This is a genomic window from Streptomyces sp. E-08, from assembly GCF_049913095.1.
Classification (GTDB): domain Bacteria; phylum Actinomycetota; class Actinomycetes; order Streptomycetales; family Streptomycetaceae; genus Streptomyces.
The window spans coordinates 2,005,465-2,020,799 of the sequence record NZ_CP183971.1; the positions used below are offsets into that span (position 1 = coordinate 2,005,465).

A 15,335-nucleotide genomic window follows, 5' to 3' on the forward strand; every position below is an offset into this window, starting at 1 on the left:
CTCCGGCCCGTGTCGGGTCACGGTGTGCGGAGGGACCAGCCTCGGTCCTGGAGCGCCGTGCTCAGGGAAGGTGCCGCCGACGGTTCGACCATCAGCTGGACCAGACCCGCCTGCTGCCCGGTCGCGTGCTCGATGCGGACGTCCTCGATGTTGACGCCCGCGCGCCCCGCGTCCGCGAAGATACGGGCGAGCTCGCCCGGCTGGTCGCTGATGAGGACGGCGACGGTCTCGTAGACCGTGGGGGCGGCACCGTGCTTGCCGGGGACGCGCGCGCGGCCGGCGTTGCCGCGCCGCAGGACGTCCTCGACGCCCGTGGCCCCGTCGCGCCGCTCGTCGGCGGAGGCGGACTGGAGGGACCGCAGCGCCCGTACGGTCTCGTCGAGGTCGGCGGCGACGCCGGAGAGGACGTCGGCGACGGGCCCGGGGTTGGCGGAGAGGATCTCGACCCACATGCGCGGGTCGGAGGCCGCGATCCGGGTGACGTCGCGGATGCCCTGCCCGCAGAGGCGTACGGCGGACTCCTCGGCCTCCTCCAGGCGCGCGGCGACCATGGAGGACACCAACTGCGGGGTGTGGGAGACGAGGGCCACGGCCCGGTCGTGGGCGTCGGCGTCCATGACGACGGGCACGGCCCGGCAGAGCGCGACGAGCTCCAGGGCGAGGTTGAGGACCTCGGTGTCGGTGTCCCGGGTCGGGGTGAGGACCCAGGGCCGCCCCTCGAAGAGGTCGGCGGTGGCGGCGAGCGGGCCCGAGCGCTCCTTGCCGGACATGGGGTGGCTGCCGATGTACGCGGTGAGGTCGAGGCCGAGTGCCTCCAGCTCCCGCTTCGGGCCGCCCTTGACGGAGGCCACGTCCAGATAGCCGCGGGCCAGGCCCGCCTTCATGGCCTCGGCGAGGGTGGCGGCCACGTGCGCCGGGGGCACGGCGACGATGGCGAGGTCCACGGGGCCCTCGGGCGCCTCGTCGGTGCCGGCGCCGAGCGCGGCGGCCGTGCGGGCGCGCGCCGGGTCGTGGTCGCGCAGGTGGACGGTGACGCCCCGGCCCGCGAGGGCGATGGCGGCGGAGGTGCCGATCAGTCCGGTTCCGATGACGAGCGCTGTTCTCACTGGGCGATGTCCTTGCGCAGGGCGGCCGCGGCGCCGAGGTAGACGTGCGCGATCCGGGACTTGGGCAGTTCGGTCTCGACGTGGGCGAGCAGCCGGACGACCCTCGGCATCGCACCCTCGATGTCGAGTTCCTGTGCGCAGATCAGGGGCACGTCGACGATCCCGACGTGCCGGGCCGCGGCGGCGGGGAAGTCGCTGTGCAGATCGGGCGTGGCCGTGAACCAGATGCTGATGAGGTCGTCGGTGGTGAGCCCGTTGCGTTCGAGGACGGCGGCGAGCAGCTCCTCGACCTGCTCGCGCATGTGTCCGGCCTCGTCCCGCTCCAGCTGGACGGCTCCTCGGACCGCTCGTACCGCCACGTCGTGCTCCTTCGCCTGCGTCAGTGCTCCGTTCAGCCTAGTCAGCGACGGGGGCGGCGCACCGCGGCGCCCGCCCTCCGAGACGGGGCGGGCGCCGTGGGTGGTCAGAGCTGCTGCTGCCGGATGATCTCCTCCAGGGAGGAGCCCTGGGGCAGGGAGCCGTTCGGGGTCAGCTTGTCGACGGCCCGGGGCAGCGACTGCGCGATCTCGTCGGCGGCCTGCTGGGGGCTGACGCCGGCTTCCGCCGCGACCTTCTGGAGGGTCTCGTCGGGGAGGGCGTCGGCGATCTGGGCGCCGCTGACGGCCTGGTTCTCGCCGGTGCCGACCCAGGACGTGGTCTGGTCGGTCAGGCCGGACCTGGTCAGCATGTCGAGGAGTCCGCCGAGCGGGTTCGAGCCGTTGCCGCCCGCGCCGCCGCCCTTGCCGGCGGCGAGGGCCCCGAGCAGGGAGCCGAGGATGCCGCCGCTCTGCCCGCTTCCGCTCCCGCCGAGGAGGCTCCCGAGGAGACTGCCGAGGTCGTTGCCCGCCATGGTCCTGCCTTTCGTCCGGTACGGAACCCGCCCAATGTCGCCCGGAGCGGGGCGTTCCGCCACTCGGGGCAGCGGCCGGGCGGTTGACGGCCGTGCGGGGGAGCCGGGCCGCGCGCGCAGGCGTGTTGCGGGCCCCGGGGGCGGTGCGCGGCCAAGCTGGCGGCATGACTTCGAGCGCCACGACACGTCGTACTGTCCTGCTCGCCGCGGCGGCCCTGACGACGGGCTGCGGCTCGGACGACGGCGGTGACGGCGGTGACGGCGGTACGACCACGAGCACCCCGGCCGGCACGGAACCGGCCACCACCGGACCGGCCGGCACCCCCGCCCCGAGCGGCGACGCCCTGGCGAAGACCTCCGAGATCCCGGTCGGCGGCGGCACGGTCTTCGCGGAGAAGAAGGTGGTCGTGACGCAGCCTTCGGCAGGCGAGTTCAAGGCGTTCTCCGCGATCTGCACCCATCAGGGGTGCACGGTGAACAAGGTCGCGGACGGCACGATCGACTGCCCCTGCCACGGCTCGAAGTACCGCATCGCCGACGGCTCGGTGGCCGCCGGCCCCGCCCCCCGCCCCCTCCCGGCCGAGCAGATCACCGTCTCGGGGGAAACGATCACCCTGGCGTAATCTGCCCGGCATGACTCCGGACGAGCTGGTGCGCGAGCACACGATCTACTCCTGCGTGATGGGATCGCGCGCCTTCGGTCTGGCGACCGAGGACAGTGACACGGACGTGCGGGGCGTCTACCTCGCCCCGACGCCGCTCTTCTGGCACTTCGACAAGCCTCCCGCGCATGTGGAGGGGCCGGGCGAGGAGCAGTTCAGCTGGGAGCTGGAGCGCTTCTGCGAGCTCGCCCTGCGCAACAACCCGAACGTCCTGGAGTGCCTCCACTCCCCCGTGGTCCGGCACGTCGACGACCTGGGCCGCGAGCTGCTCTCCCTGCGCGGGGCCTTCCTGTCCCGCCGGGCGCACCAGACCTTCGTGCGGTACGCGGGCGGCCAGCGCCGCAAGCTGGACGCGGACGTCCGCCAGTACGGCAGCCCCCGCTGGAAGCACGCCATGCACCTGCTGCGGCTCCTGATCAGCTGCCGCGACCTGCTGCGCACGGGCGAGCTCCGCCTCGACGTCGGCGAGGACCGGGAGCGCCTCCTCGCGGTGAAGCGCGGCGAGGTGGCCTGGCCGGAGGTCGAGTCCTGGATGAACCGGCTCCAGGAGGAGGCGGACCGCGCCCACGACGGGACCCCGCTCCCCGCCGCCCCGGACGAGCCCCGGATCCAGGACTTCCTGATCCGCGCCCGTCGGGCCTCAGCCCTGAGCGTGCTCTAGCCGGGCCCGTACGACGAGGTCGTGCAGCGCGTCGTGGACGCTCACCGCCTCGGGGAGCCCCGAGGCCGCCTGGGCCTCGTCCAGGACGCCGTGCAGGGCCTCCGTCTCGGCCCGTACGGCCTCGGGACCGACGTCGGCCCGCCCGTGCTCGGCCGCCGTCTTCGCCGCGATCAGCTCGGGCAGCCGGGCGGGAGCCTCGGCCACCTCCCCCACGAGGGTCGGCAGATGGGCCTGTACCTCGCCCGAGCGCATCAGGTGGATGCCGGTGAGCAGCGCCCGGTAGGTGTAGAGCAGGGGCTTCAGTTCGCCGCTGGTCTCGAAGAGCCGCCACTGCGTGCCGGCGAAGCCGCGGTAGTGGTGGGCGTGGTGGCGGGTGAGCAGCTCCGGCACGAGCGACACCAGCTCGGCGTGGGTGTCCGTGGTGTGCGCCACGAGCGGGGAGGTGAGCTGCTCCAGGACGTAGCCGTTGCGGCGCAGCATCAGCCGGGCGAACTTCCGCAGGTCGTGGGTGACGAGGTCCATCTCGACGCCGTCGCGGAACCACATCCGGCTGCGGGTCTCCTCCGGTTCGCGCAGGCCGATCAGGGCGTCCACGGGCAGCAGGTGCGCGCCGCGCAGGTCCACGTCCGAGTCGCGGGAGGGGAAGCCGTAGAGGTGCGCGCCGGAGACGGTCGCGAAGAGCAGGGGGTCGGGCTGTTCCGCGACGACGGCGGAGAGGTCCCGGTCCGGGTCAAGGGTGAGGGTCATGGTTCACGCGTCCCAGAGCGCGCCGAAGGTCAGCAGGTCGCTGCGGTACTCGACGCGCTCCGCCCACTCCTTCGGCCAGGCGTCCGCGCCGAGGTGGGCGCCGGCGAAGGCGCCCGCGAGGGCGGCGATCGAGTCGGAGTCGCCGCGGGTGCAGGCGGCGCGACGGAGGGCCGTGAGGGGCTCGTCGGGGAAGAGCAGGAAGCAGAGGAGGCCGGTCGCGAGGGCCTCCTCGGCGATCCAGCCGTCGCCGGTGTACTCGCAGGGGTCGAGCTCCGGGTCGGCCGAGCGCTGGACGGCGTCGAGGCGCTCCAGGACCGCCAGGCACTCGTCCCAGCCGCGCTGGATGAAGTGCAGGGCGCTGGGGTCCTGGGAGCGGGTCCACAGGTCGCCGAGCCAGTGCTCGCGGTAGACGGAGCGGTTCTCGTAGGCGTACGAGCGCAGCTGTCCGACGAGCCCGGCGGGGTCGACGCCCTGCGCGAGCAGGTACACGGCGCGGGCGGTGAGGTCGGAGGCGGCGAGCGCGGTGGGGTGACCGTGGGTCAGGCCGGACTGGAGTTGCGCGGCGCCCGCCCGCTGCTCGTCGCCGAGCCCGGGGACGAGCCCGATGGGCGCGACCCGCATGTTGGCGCCGCAGCCCTTGGAGTGGATCTGGCTGGCGTCCTGCCAGAGCCGTTCGCCGTCGAGGAGCGCGCAGGCGCGCAGGCACGTGTTGCCTGGGGCCCGGTTGTTCTCCGGGGAGTGGTACCAGTCGACGTACTCCTCCCGCAGCGGCGGGGCGAGCCGCTCGGGGGCGAGCACGCCCCGGTCCATGGCGGTGCGGATGCCGCGGGCGAAGGCGAGGGTCATCTGGGTGTCGTCGGTGACGCGGCCGTTGTCGGGGAGCGCCATCTGCCGCCACGGGCCGTACCAGCTGATGATCCGCGGTACGTCGATGAACTCGGTGGGCCGGCCCAGCGCGTCGCCGAGCGCCAGCCCGATCAGAGAGCCGGTCGCGGCCTGCTTGGTGGCGGTGCGGGTGAGGTTCATGCGGGGCGTCCTTCCGGTCGCAGGAGGGGCGGGTGGAGGGTCGTGGCTCCTCCCGCCCGGTAGAGAGCGGCCGGTTTCCCCCGTCCGCCGGTGAGGCGCGGCGGTCCCTCCACGGCCTGGACGAAGCCGGGCGTGGTGAGGACCTTGCGCCGGAAGTTGGGGCGGTCGAGCTCGACGCCCCAGACCGTCTCGTAGACCTGCCGCAGCTCGCCGAGGGTGAACTCGGACGGGCAGAACGCGGTCGCGAGGCAGGTGTACTCGAGCTTGGCGCCGACCCGTTCGTGGGCGTCGGCGAGGATCCGGTCGTGGTCGAAGGCGAGCCCGCCGTGCGTCCCGTACGGCATCCAGCGGGCCTGGGCCGCGTCGCCGCCGCCGCGCGGCTCGGGCGGGTCGGGTACGAGCGCGGTGAAGGCGACGGAGACGACCCGCATCCTCGGGTCGCGGTCGGGTTCGGTGTAGGTGCGGAGCTGTTCGAGGTGGAGTCCGGCGACGGTGGCCTCGGAGAGCCCGGTCTCCTCGGCGAGTTCGCGGCGGGCGGCCCGCTCGGCGGACTCGCGGGGCAGCACGAACCCGCCGGGCAGGGCCCAGGATCCGGCGTACGGCTCCTGTCCCCGCTCGACGAGCAGGACGTGGAGCCGCTCCTCGCGGACGGTGAGGACGGCGAGGTCGACGGTGACGGCGAACGGCGCGAAGGCGTACGGGTCGTAGCCCTCGGGGGCCCGGTGGACGGTCATCGGAGCTCCGGCGTGGGTTCGGTGAGGTGCCAGCCCTCGGCGAGCAGTCCGTCGACGGCGGCGACGGCGGCCGCGAGCCGCTCCTCGTGGGGACCGGTGAGGACGGCCGTGCGGCGGCCGGTGCGCGCGAGCTGGGTGAGGAAGCGCGCGGTCATCCAGGGCCGCAGCCGATCCGTGTCGTCCGCGCAGTCGACGCCCCGGTGGTCGGTGAGCAGCCAGAGGTGCTGCCGGCCGTGGGCGGCGATCTCGCAGGTGGCGGGGCTGGCGGTGCCGATGTGCCGCTCGTGCCGGATGGTGGCGGCGAAGGCGTCGGTGTCGCAGAAGAGGACGGGCGAGCCGTCCCGGGCCGCCTCCTCCTCCCGTTCGGCCTGGCCCTGGGCGATGACGGGGAAGTCGGAGGAGCGCAGGGCGGCGTCGGACGGGCCGGCACCGGGGCGTTCGGTGAGGCCGAGTGCCCGGTACTCGCCCGCGTGGTCCGGTACGCACCGCGTGCGGGCCCAGACGCCGCCGCGCCGCCGGTAGTGGTCGGCGAGGGCGCGGGCCATGGTGGTGGTGCCGGTGGACTCGGCGCCGAGGACGACGATCCGCCGGGTGAGCGCGGCCCGCACCGGCGGCTCCAGGTGGTCCCAGAAGGCGGCGGGGTCCTCGCGGACGGCGGCGCCGGTGAGGGGAAGGACCCGGTCGACGAGGACGGTCTCGGCGCCGAGGCGCCGGCCGGGCTCCTGTCCGTACGGCTCCGCGGTGAAGACGGCGTCGACCTGCTCGGGGCCGGCGTACTCCTCGCCGCCGACGACGAGGACGTCGGGGTGGATCTCGCGCATCCAGGCGACCCGGTCCGCCGCGGGGAGGGTGTCCGCCGCGGAGGCGCGGACGAGCACGGTGAGGCGCTCGCACCGGTCGCGCGCGGTGCGGACGAGGTGGTGGTGGCCGGCGTGCGGCGGAAGGAACCTGCCGGGGACGAGGCCGTGGCCGTAACGCGTCATGGCGTGACTCCCGCCGTGGGCAGCCTTGTCCCCGTGGTGCGCCGCGTGGGGCGCACCGGTGGGACGTCGAGGCCTGGTCCACCCCCGTGGGTCCAGGTCCACCGGCTGTTCACGGCGGGACTCACCTCCGATCTCTTTAAGAGTCATCCTGACTATAAAGCCGGACGGGTCTCACCCACAAGCCCCTCAGGACGCGGAGAAGCCCGCGACCGCCGGGCGGTCACGGGCTTCTCACGGGGCACACGGGCCTTACATGCCGACTTCCTTCATCAGCATGCCGACCTCGGTGTTGGTCAGGCGGCGCAGCCAGCCCGACTTCTGGTCGCCCAGGGAGATCGGGCCGAAGGCGGTGCGGACCAGCTTCTCGACCGGGAAGCCCGCCTCGGCGAGCATCCGGCGCACGATGTGCTTGCGGCCCTCGTGCAGGGTGACCTCGACCAGGTAGTTCTTGCCGGTCTGCTCGACGACGCGGAAGTGGTCGGCGCGGGCGTAGCCGTCCTCCAGCTGGATGCCGTCCTTCAGGCGCCGGCCGACCTCGCGGGGCAGCGGGCCGGTGATGGCGGCCAGGTAGGTCTTCTTCACGCCGTACTTCGGGTGCGTGAGGCGGTGGGCCAGCTCGCCGTGGTTGGTGAGCAGGATGATGCCCTCGGTCTCCGTGTCGAGCCGGCCGACGTGGAACAGCCGGGTCTCGCGGTTGGTGACGTAGTCGCCGAGGCACTGGCGGCCGTCGGGGTCCTCCATGGTGGAGACGACGCCGGAGGGCTTGTTCAGCGCGAAGAACAGGTGCGACTGGGTGGCGACGGTCAGGCCGTCCACCTTGATCTCGTCCTTCTCCGGGTCGACGCGCATGCCCTGCTCGACGACGATCTCGCCGTTGACCTCGACGCGGGCCTGCTCGATCAGCTCCTCGCAGGCGCGCCGCGAGCCCATGCCGGCGCGGGCGAGGACCTTCTGCAGCCGCTCGCCCTCCTGCTCGGCGCCCGGGAAGGTCTTGGGGGTCTTGATCTCGGGCTTGCCTGCGTACCGCTCCCGGTTGCGCTCCTCCGTACGGGCGTCGTACTCACGCGAGCGGGCGGGCGCCGTACGGCCGCCGCCGCGCTGCGGGGACTGCCGGGGGCCGCCCTTGGCGCCGCCGCGCGCGGCGTCGCCACGCCCGCGCCTGGGGCCGTCCGAGGAGCCGCCGGAGACGCCGTAGCGCTCGTCGTAGGTGCGCTCCTCCGGGCGCGCGTTGCGCGGGCTGGAGCCGGTCGGCCGACCGCCGCCCTGGCCCGGACGCCCGCCGCTGCCCTGCCCGGAACGCCCGCCGCCGCCCTGGCCGGGACGTCCGCCGCCCTGGCCCGGACGTCCGCCACCCTGGCCGGGACGTCCGCCGCCCTGCCCGGGGCGTCCGCCGCCCTGGCCCTGGCGGTCGTCGCGGCCACCGCCGGCGCCGCGGTAGTCGCCGCGCCCGCCGCCACCGCCGCTGTTGCCGCGGCCACCGCCGCTGCCGCCGCGGCCGCCGCTGTTGCCACCACGGCTCCCGCCGTTGTTTCCGCTGCTGTTCCTGCCGCTGCTGCTTCGCATCAAATTTCCGTCTTGTCGTCTACGTCTGCGTCCGGGTCGAACGACGGGACGCCTTCCAGGGAGTCCGGCTCGACCGCCTCGGCCTCGGGGAGGAAGGGGGCGAGCTCGGGGAGTTCGTCCAGGCCGCGCAGGCCCATCCGCTCCAGGAAGTAGTTCGTCGTCCTGTACAGGATCGCACCTGTTTCGGGTTCCGCGCCCGCCTCCTCCACCAGACCGCGCTGGAGGAGGGTCCGCATCACGCCGTCGCAGTTGACTCCGCGGACCGCGGAGACCCGGGAACGGCTGACCGGCTGGCGGTACGCGACCACCGCGAGGGTCTCCAGGGCCGCCTGGGTGAGCCGGGCCTGCTGCCCCTCCAGGACGAAGGCCTCGACGGCCGGGGCGAACGCGGCGCGGGTGTAGTAGCGCCAGCCGCCGGCGACCCGCCGCAGCTCGAAGCCGCGGCCCTGGGAGGTGTACTCGTCGGCCAGCTCGTGCAGGGCGTCGGCCACCTCGCGCGGGGTGCGCTCCAGGACCTTGGCGAGGTGGGCCTCGGTGGCGGGCTCGTCGACGACCATGAGGACGGCTTCGAGGGCGGGCTTGAGGTCGCTCATGCGGTGGCCTCCTGGTCGAATTCGTCGGTCACGGCCGCGGACGGGTCGCCCTCGCCGCCGGTCCAGGAGACCGTGAGGTCCCCGAGGGCGGTCTCCTGGTCGAGGGCGACGGCCTTCTCCCGGTAGAGCTCCAGGAGGGCGAGGAAGCGGGCGACGACGGTGAGGGTGTCGCCGGCGTCCTCGATCAGCTCCCGGAAGACGGCCGTCCCGCGCTCGCGGAGCAGCGCGACGACCACCGCGGCCTGGTCCCGGACGCTGACGAGCGGGGCGTGGATGTGGTCGACGTACACCTGGGGCTCGGCCCTGGGCTGCATGGCCTTGACGGCCAGCCGGGCGAAGCCCTCGGCGCCGATGGAGATGACGACCTCGGGGAGCAGTTCGGCGTGGTGCGGTTCGAGTCCGACGGTACGGGGGTGGCGGCGGCCCTCGGCCTCCCAGCGCTCCTCGAAGATCGCGGCGATGCGTTTGTACGCGCGGTACTGGAGGAGCCGGGCGAAGAGCAGGTCGCGGGCCTCCAGGAGGGCGAGGTCGGCCTCGTCCTCGACCTCGGCGGCCGGGAGCAGCCGGGCGGCCTTGAGATCGAGCAGGGTGGCGGCGACGACGAGGAACTCGGTGGTCTGGTCGAGGTCCCCGTCGGGCCCGAGGGCGCGGAGGTGCGCCATGAACTCGTCGGTGACCTGGGAGAGCGCGACCTCGGTGACGTCGAGCTTGTGCTTGGTGATGAGCTGGAGGAGCAGGTCGAAGGGCCCCTCGAAGTTCGAGAGCCGCACGGTGAACCGCCCGTCCCCGGCGTCGGTGGCACCGGGGGCGCCCGACGGCTCCTCGGAGCCCGCACCGGCCGCGGGGCCGGGCTCCGGCGACCCCGGGGGCGCGAGGTCCGGCGGACCGGACGGGTCGGGGCCCTGACGCGCCGGTACGGCCGCGGGCGGGGCGTCGGCCCCGGAACCGTCCTGGGGACGGGTGCCCGTCCCCGCCGTCTCGCCCGGGCCGCGACCCAGGAGGCGGCGCGGTGGGCGGGACGTTTCGTCAGGGGCGTGGTGCATGGGGGTCCAGGGGAACGAGGAGGACGGCAGCCCGCAGGCTACCGTCAGCGGCCGCGCAGGCGGCGGACGAGGATGCTCGCGTCGCCGCGGGACTCCAGGTCCGCCAGGACGACCGCGACGGCCTCCCGGACGATCCGGCCCCGGTCGACGGCGAGACCGTGCTCGCCGCGGAGCACGAGCCGGGCGTGCTCCAGGTCCATCAGCTCCTCGGCGGAGACGTAGACCGTGATCTTCTCGTCGTGGCGCTCGCGGCCGCTGGGCCGCCGGTTCGCGGTCCGGGCGCCGCGCCGCCGGGCCGCCGCCGCGGGGGCGGGGACCGGGGCGTTGGGAGCGGCCTTGGCGGCCGGTCCCTCGGGCTCGGCCGTCCGGGCGCGGGGTTCCGCGGCCTCGGAATCCGCCGGAGCGTGCTCCGCGGAGCCCTCGGCCGCCGCCGTGTCGCTCTCGGCCGCGGGTGCCGGGACCGCGCGGCGGGGTGCGGACGCCTGGAGCGCCGTCCCCCCGGTCGTACGGAAGAGTTCGTCGGCGCCGGGCAGACTCACTCGGCGTGACACCGGGCGAGCACCTCCCTGGCGAGCTGACGGTAGGCGGCGGCGCCCACGGAGTTCGAGGCGTACGTGGTGATGGGCTCGCCGGCGACCGTGGTCTCCGGGAAGCGCACGGTCCGCCCGATGACCGTGTGGTACACGTGGTCGTCGAAGGCTTCGACGACGCGCGCGAGGACCTCACGGCTGTGCACGGTCCGGGAGTCGTACATCGTGGCGAGGATGCCGTCGAGCTCCAGCTCGGGGTTGAGCCGCTCCTGGACCTTCTCGATGGTCTCGGTGAGCAGCGCGACTCCGCGGAGCGCGAAGAACTCGCATTCCAGCGGCACGATGACCTTGTGAGCCGCCGTCAGGGCGTTCACGGTCAGCAGGCCGAGCGAGGGCTGACAGTCGATCACGATGTAGTCGTAGTCGTTCATCAGCGGCTTCAGGGCGCGCTGGAGCGTGGACTCGCGCGCGACCTCGCTGACCAGCTGGACTTCGGCGGCCGAGAGGTCGATGTTGCTCGGCAGCAGGTCCATGTTGGGCACGGCGGTCTTCAGGAGCACCTCGTCCGCCGACATGCCCCGCTCCATGAGCAGGTTGTAGACGGTGAGGTCGAGCTCCATCGGGTTCACGCCGAGGCCGACCGACAGGGCTCCCTGCGGGTCGAAGTCGACGAGCAGCACCCGTCGTCCGTACTCGGCGAGCGCGGCGCCCAGGTTGATGGTCGACGTGGTCTTGCCGACGCCGCCCTTCTGGTTGCACATCGCGATGATCTTGGCGGGTCCGTGGTCGGTCAGGGGACCCGGGATCGGGAAGTACGGCAGGGGCCGTCCGGTGGGGCCGATCCGCTCGCGGCGCTGGCGGGCAGCGTCGGGTGCGAGGGTGGCCGCGTACTCCGGGTCGGGCTCGTACTCGGCGTCGGGGTCGTAGAAGTGCCCCTCGGGCACCTCGTCATAGGCGGCGAAGTGGGTGGACTCTCGGCCCATCTCGTTGCCGGCCGTGGCGTTCACGTGTAGGCCGTCCATCGTCTTCATCGTGTGGGCACTCGTCATGGGCTGGTGCGTCGCGAAGGTCCGCACCGCGACGGAGCCGATCGGGGCACCTGGCGCGCCGCTCCCGGGAGTAATTGTCGACTCATTCACAAGTCGTCTTACCTCCTTGGATGTCACCAGGAACATTTATCGATAGGTCAGCGTGGCACCATGCCGACGGTTGGCGACTCTATGGCGTGTCACCGCTCCGCAGCAACACAATCCGCCGGACCCGGCCCGATGTGTCGGCAACCGAACACGTCTCTGTCAAGGGTGCGCAGGCATGCATCCACACGTTTCAGGGGTGTGCGAAACGGTTAAAGGGTTACGTTCGAGGCGAGTTGCCCGAACGTTTTGGCAGCCCCGGAGACACGGCCGGCCGGACCTTGTCGAACAAGGTCCGGCCGGGTGCGTGATATTGACGGCACGCGTTGACGGGGACGGCGTCAACGGGCCCTCGGGGTCAGGCCAGGAGGCTGTCGAGCTCGACGTGCTCGAGGCCGTGCGCCTCGGCGACCTCCTTGTAAACCACCTTGCCGTCATGGGTGTTGAGACCCAGGGCGAGCGCGGAGTCACGGCGCAGCGCCTCGACCCAGCCGTTGTTCGCCAGCGACACGATGTAGGGCAGCGTGGCGTTGGTGAGGGCGTAGGTGGAGGTGTTCGGGACCGCGCCCGGCATGTTCGCGACGCAGTAGAAGACCGAGTTGTGGACCTGGAAGGTCGGCTCGGCGTGGGTGGTCGCGTGCGAGTCCTCGAAGCAGCCGCCCTGGTCGATCGCGATGTCGACAAGGACACTTCCGGGCTTCATCTTGGCGACGAGCTCGTTGGTGACCAGCTTCGGGGCCTTGGCGCCCGGGATGAGGACGGCGCCGATGACGAGGTCGGCCTCGACGACGGCCTTCTCCAGCTCGTAGGCGTTGGAGACGATCGTCTTCACCTTGGTGCCGAAGATCTTGTCGGCCTCGCGGAGCTTGTTGATGTCACGGTCGAGCAGGGTCACGTGGAAGCCCATGCCGACGGCGATCTGGGTGGCGTTCCAGCCGGAGACGCCGCCACCGATGACGACGCACTCGCCGGCGTGGGTGCCGGGGACGCCGCCGGGGAGGACACCGCGGCCGCCGACGGAGCGCATCAGGTGGTACGCGCCGACCTGCGGGGCCAGGCGGCCCGCGACCTCGGACATCGGGGCGAGCAGCGGGAGCGCGCGGTTGGCGGTCTCGACCGTCTCGTACGCGATGGCGGTGGTGCCGGACTCCAGGAGGGCGTCCGTGCACTCGCGGGAGGCCGCGAGGTGCAGGTAGGTGAAGAGCGTCTGGTCCTTGCGGAGGCGGTGGTACTCCTCCGCGATGGGCTCCTTGACCTTGAGCAGCAGGTCGGCCGTGGCCCAGACCTCGTCGGCGGTGGCGAGGATCTCGGCGCCGGCGCCGACGTACTCCTCGTCCGTGATCGAGGAGCCGACACCGGCGTTCTGCTCGACGAAGACCTGGTGGCCGTTGCGGACGAGCTCGTGGACACCGGCGGGGGTGATGGCCACGCGGAACTCGTTGTTCTTGACCTCGCGGGGGATGCCGACCTTCATCGTCGATCACGGTCCTTGAATCAGGGGGATATCTGGGGCACTGCGATACATACCCGGATGCACTGCGGCGCACCGGGGCAGACCACGTTCGAACGCGGCGCACCCAGTCTAATGAAGGAGTTCCCGCTGTCTAGCCTTTCAAAGTACTAATCTTCGACGGAGCCACTGCGGATTTCGTAGGCTGATGGTTCCGTTTCCAGAAGTCTCTCGGCCGCGGACCGGTGCAACCCGGCGGCCGCGGGGTCGCCGAGCCGGTCGAGGGTGTCGGCGAGGCGCAGCTGGAGCGCCGCCTGGAGGCGGGTGTCCTGGGCCCGGCGGGCCCACTCCACCGCCTCCTCGCAGGTCCGCAGGGACTCCTCGGGCCGCCCCGCGTACTCCTGGACCCGGGCCGCCTCGCTCAACGCCCGCGCGTGGCCCGGGAGATCGGCGAGCCTCCGGTAGCCGGCCGCGGCGGCGCGCCAGCTCCTCAGGGCCTCCCCGTACCGCCCCGCGTAGGTCTGTACGGCTCCGAGACGGGCGTACAGCCGGGCCTGGTCGGGGCGCTCGTCCCGGGCGAGGCGCTGGGCGAGCGCCCGCCCGTACCAGTCGCCGGCCCGCTGCCAGTCCCCCAGCTCCTGATACGCGCCACCTACGGATTCCATTGCGCGACCGGTCGCGTACGGGTCATTTGCTGCGCGTCCGGCATCCAATGCCAACCGATATCGCAGCAGAGCGTCCTTCGTCCTGCCGGTCTTCGCATCGAGATCGGCCAGGTTCAGGAGGGCCGCGGCCCGCTCGCGGTGCAGCCCGCGCCGCTCGGCCACGTCCAGGACCAGCCGGTGCAGGCCGTACAGCTCGGGGGCGGCGGCCTCCGCGCCTTGGTGCGCGGCGAGCGCCCTCACCAGGGACGCGACCAGGCGCCGGGCGAGGGTGTCGAGCTCCCCGTCCGCCACGGCCAGGCGGGCGGAGGCCAGGAGGACGGGCCGCCGGGAGTCCAGCCAGGCCGCGGCGGCGGCCGTGCTCGGGAAACGCAGGGCGCGCGGCAGGCCGGCCAGCTTGCGTCGGGCGGGCGTGCCCTCGGGTTCGGTGACCGCACGGCAGGACTGGAGCAGCCGTACGGTCCGCTCCAGCATCCGGGCCCGGGCGAGCTGCACCTCGGCGGGCCGGTCGCGCTCCTCCAGCTGAGCGCGAAGCAGGGGGACGAGGTGCGCGCGCACCTCGTACTGTCCGTCCCCGCCGCCCCAGACGAGCCCCAGGGCGGCGAAGTCGGCGAGGGTCGTCTCCGCCGCCTGGACCGAGCAGCCGGCCAGGGCGGAGGCGGTGTGGGCGTCGGCCCGGCCCAGGGGGGCCAGGGCGAGGAATCGCAGTATCCGCGCGGCGGTGGCGGGCAGCGCCTCGTGCGCGAGCAGGAAGGTACGGGTGAGGGGGTCGCCGCCGAGGCCGCGCAGCCGCTTCGCGAGATCGGCGACGGAGGCCTTCGGCTGTGCGGACAGCCAGCCGCCGGCGAGGACGACCGCGGCCGGCAGTCCCCCGCACTCCTCCACGAGGGTCTCGGCGGCCTGGGGGTCGACGGTGATGCGGACGGAGCCGGTGAAAGCGGTCAGCAGCTCGATGGCCGACTTGGGGTCGAGCCCGCCGAGCGTGCAGGGCCGTACGTCGGGGATCCCGGTCAGCGGACCGCGGGCGACCCCGATGACCAGGGAGTCGGGGTTGTCGGGGATCAGCGGGTCGGCCTGCTCGGCGTCGACGGCGTCGTCGAGGACGAGGACGGCCCTGCGGTCCGCGAAGGCCCCGCGGACCAGCTCCGTCAGCTCGTCCTCGCCGGCCCCCGGGGGTTCGGCGACGCCGAGCGCGGCGAGCAGCTCCTGCGCGACCCGCGCGGTGGGGACGGGGTCGCCGCCGGGCTCGGTCAGCCGGGCGCGGAAGACTCCGTCGGGGTAGCGGTCGGCGAGCCCGGCGGCCAGCTCCTCGGCGAGCGCCGACCGGCCGGATCCGGGCTTGCCGGCGATGAGCAGGACCCGGGCGCGGGGTGCCTTGCGGCCGGTGAGGGTGTCGAGGCCGGTCCGCTCGATGTCGGCACGCAGGGCCTTCAACTCCCGCTGCCGGCCGAAGAACTGTCGGCGGCCGGCCGCCGCCACAGCCTGATCCGTCACGGGCCACGCTCCCGTCCACCTGCGCACGAGCCGATCCCGCGGGGGGCTCCGCACGGGCG

General features: G+C 73.4%; 16 protein-coding genes and 1 pseudogene. 2 read left to right on the plus strand and 15 right to left on the minus strand.

From position 1 onward, the window contains the following. Positions 1-17: 17 nt before the first annotated feature. The 3 genes from ACN9MM_RS09180 to ACN9MM_RS09190 form a co-directional block, all read right to left on the minus strand. Positions 18-1,106, minus strand: coding sequence for a prephenate dehydrogenase (locus tag ACN9MM_RS09180; RefSeq protein WP_426363160.1), 1,089 nt, complete (start codon positions 1,104-1,106; stop codon positions 18-20). Continuing rightward, complete coding sequence (aroH, locus tag ACN9MM_RS09185; RefSeq protein WP_383672699.1) at positions 1,103-1,465, minus strand: chorismate mutase; 363 nt, start codon at positions 1,463-1,465, stop codon at positions 1,103-1,105. Before aroH ends, ACN9MM_RS09180 begins: the two co-directional genes overlap by 4 nt. 104 nt (positions 1,466-1,569) lie before the next feature. Beyond that, positions 1,570-1,995, minus strand: a complete 426-nt coding sequence (locus ACN9MM_RS09190; protein ID WP_426363161.1) for a YidB family protein — start codon at positions 1,993-1,995, stop codon at positions 1,570-1,572. 164 nt (positions 1,996-2,159) lie between these two features. Here ACN9MM_RS09190 and ACN9MM_RS09195 point away from each other — a divergent pair, with 164 nt between their 5' ends. Both ACN9MM_RS09195 and ACN9MM_RS09200 read left to right on the plus strand, forming a co-directional pair. Continuing rightward, entirely contained in the window at positions 2,160-2,618 is a 459-nt protein-coding gene (locus tag ACN9MM_RS09195) for a Rieske (2Fe-2S) protein (RefSeq protein ID WP_426363162.1), read from the plus strand. Between the two features lie 10 nt (positions 2,619-2,628). Next, positions 2,629-3,318 carry a nucleotidyltransferase domain-containing protein gene (locus ACN9MM_RS09200; protein ID WP_426363163.1) on the plus strand — a complete coding sequence of 230 codons (690 nt, stop codon included), beginning with the start codon at positions 2,629-2,631 and terminating at the stop codon, positions 3,316-3,318. Here ACN9MM_RS09200 and ACN9MM_RS09205 read toward each other — a convergent pair. The 12 genes and pseudogenes from ACN9MM_RS09205 to ACN9MM_RS09260 all read right to left on the minus strand — a co-directional run bounded on the left by ACN9MM_RS09205 (position 3,298) and on the right by ACN9MM_RS09260 (position 15,276). Next, entirely contained in the window at positions 3,298-4,065 is a 768-nt protein-coding gene (locus tag ACN9MM_RS09205; protein ID WP_426363164.1) for a nucleotidyltransferase domain-containing protein, read from the minus strand. The two genes, ACN9MM_RS09200 and ACN9MM_RS09205, sit on opposite strands and share 21 nt — an antisense overlap. A 3-nt stretch (positions 4,066-4,068) precedes the next feature. Further along, entirely contained in the window at positions 4,069-5,091 is a 1,023-nt protein-coding gene (locus tag ACN9MM_RS09210) for an ADP-ribosylglycohydrolase family protein (protein WP_426363165.1), read from the minus strand. Beyond that, positions 5,088-5,825: an NUDIX hydrolase gene (locus ACN9MM_RS09215; protein ID WP_426363166.1), complete on the minus strand. Its 738-nt coding sequence runs from the start codon at positions 5,823-5,825 to the stop codon at positions 5,088-5,090. Before ACN9MM_RS09215 ends, ACN9MM_RS09210 begins: the two co-directional genes overlap by 4 nt. Further along, positions 5,822-6,808: an AAA family ATPase gene (locus ACN9MM_RS09220; protein WP_426363167.1), complete on the minus strand. Its 987-nt coding sequence runs from the start codon at positions 6,806-6,808 to the stop codon at positions 5,822-5,824. Before ACN9MM_RS09220 ends, ACN9MM_RS09215 begins: the two co-directional genes overlap by 4 nt. A 5-nt stretch (positions 6,809-6,813) precedes the next feature. Then, positions 6,814-6,909 (minus strand): annotated as a pseudogene (locus tag ACN9MM_RS09225) (nicotinamide riboside transporter PnuC); the annotation flags it as partial. A gap of 148 nt (positions 6,910-7,057) precedes the next feature. After that, the gene (locus ACN9MM_RS09230; RefSeq protein ID WP_426363168.1) at positions 7,058-8,371 is read right to left on the minus strand and encodes a pseudouridine synthase; all 1,314 of its coding nucleotides are present in this window, start codon (positions 8,369-8,371) and stop codon (positions 7,058-7,060) included. Next, positions 8,371-8,964, minus strand: a complete 594-nt coding sequence (gene scpB, locus ACN9MM_RS09235) for an SMC-Scp complex subunit ScpB (RefSeq protein WP_352020703.1) — start codon at positions 8,962-8,964, stop codon at positions 8,371-8,373. The genes ACN9MM_RS09230 and scpB overlap by 1 nt, the downstream gene beginning before the upstream one ends. After that, positions 8,961-10,007, minus strand: a complete 1,047-nt coding sequence (locus ACN9MM_RS09240) for a segregation and condensation protein A (RefSeq protein WP_426363170.1) — start codon at positions 10,005-10,007, stop codon at positions 8,961-8,963. Before ACN9MM_RS09240 ends, scpB begins: the two co-directional genes overlap by 4 nt. A gap of 44 nt (positions 10,008-10,051) precedes the next feature. Then, the gene (locus ACN9MM_RS09245) at positions 10,052-10,558 is read right to left on the minus strand and encodes a hypothetical protein (RefSeq protein ID WP_426363171.1); all 507 of its coding nucleotides are present in this window, start codon (positions 10,556-10,558) and stop codon (positions 10,052-10,054) included. Beyond that, on the minus strand, positions 10,543-11,568 hold the full coding sequence (locus tag ACN9MM_RS09250) for a ParA family protein (RefSeq protein WP_030212665.1): 1,026 nt from the start codon (positions 11,566-11,568) through the stop codon (positions 10,543-10,545). Before ACN9MM_RS09250 ends, ACN9MM_RS09245 begins: the two co-directional genes overlap by 16 nt. A gap of 460 nt (positions 11,569-12,028) precedes the next feature. Beyond that, positions 12,029-13,144: an alanine dehydrogenase gene (ald, locus tag ACN9MM_RS09255; RefSeq protein WP_426363172.1), complete on the minus strand. Its 1,116-nt coding sequence runs from the start codon at positions 13,142-13,144 to the stop codon at positions 12,029-12,031. A gap of 146 nt (positions 13,145-13,290) precedes the next feature. After that, entirely contained in the window at positions 13,291-15,276 is a 1,986-nt protein-coding gene (locus ACN9MM_RS09260; protein ID WP_426363173.1) for a tetratricopeptide repeat protein, read from the minus strand. Positions 15,277-15,335 lie beyond the last annotated feature (59 nt).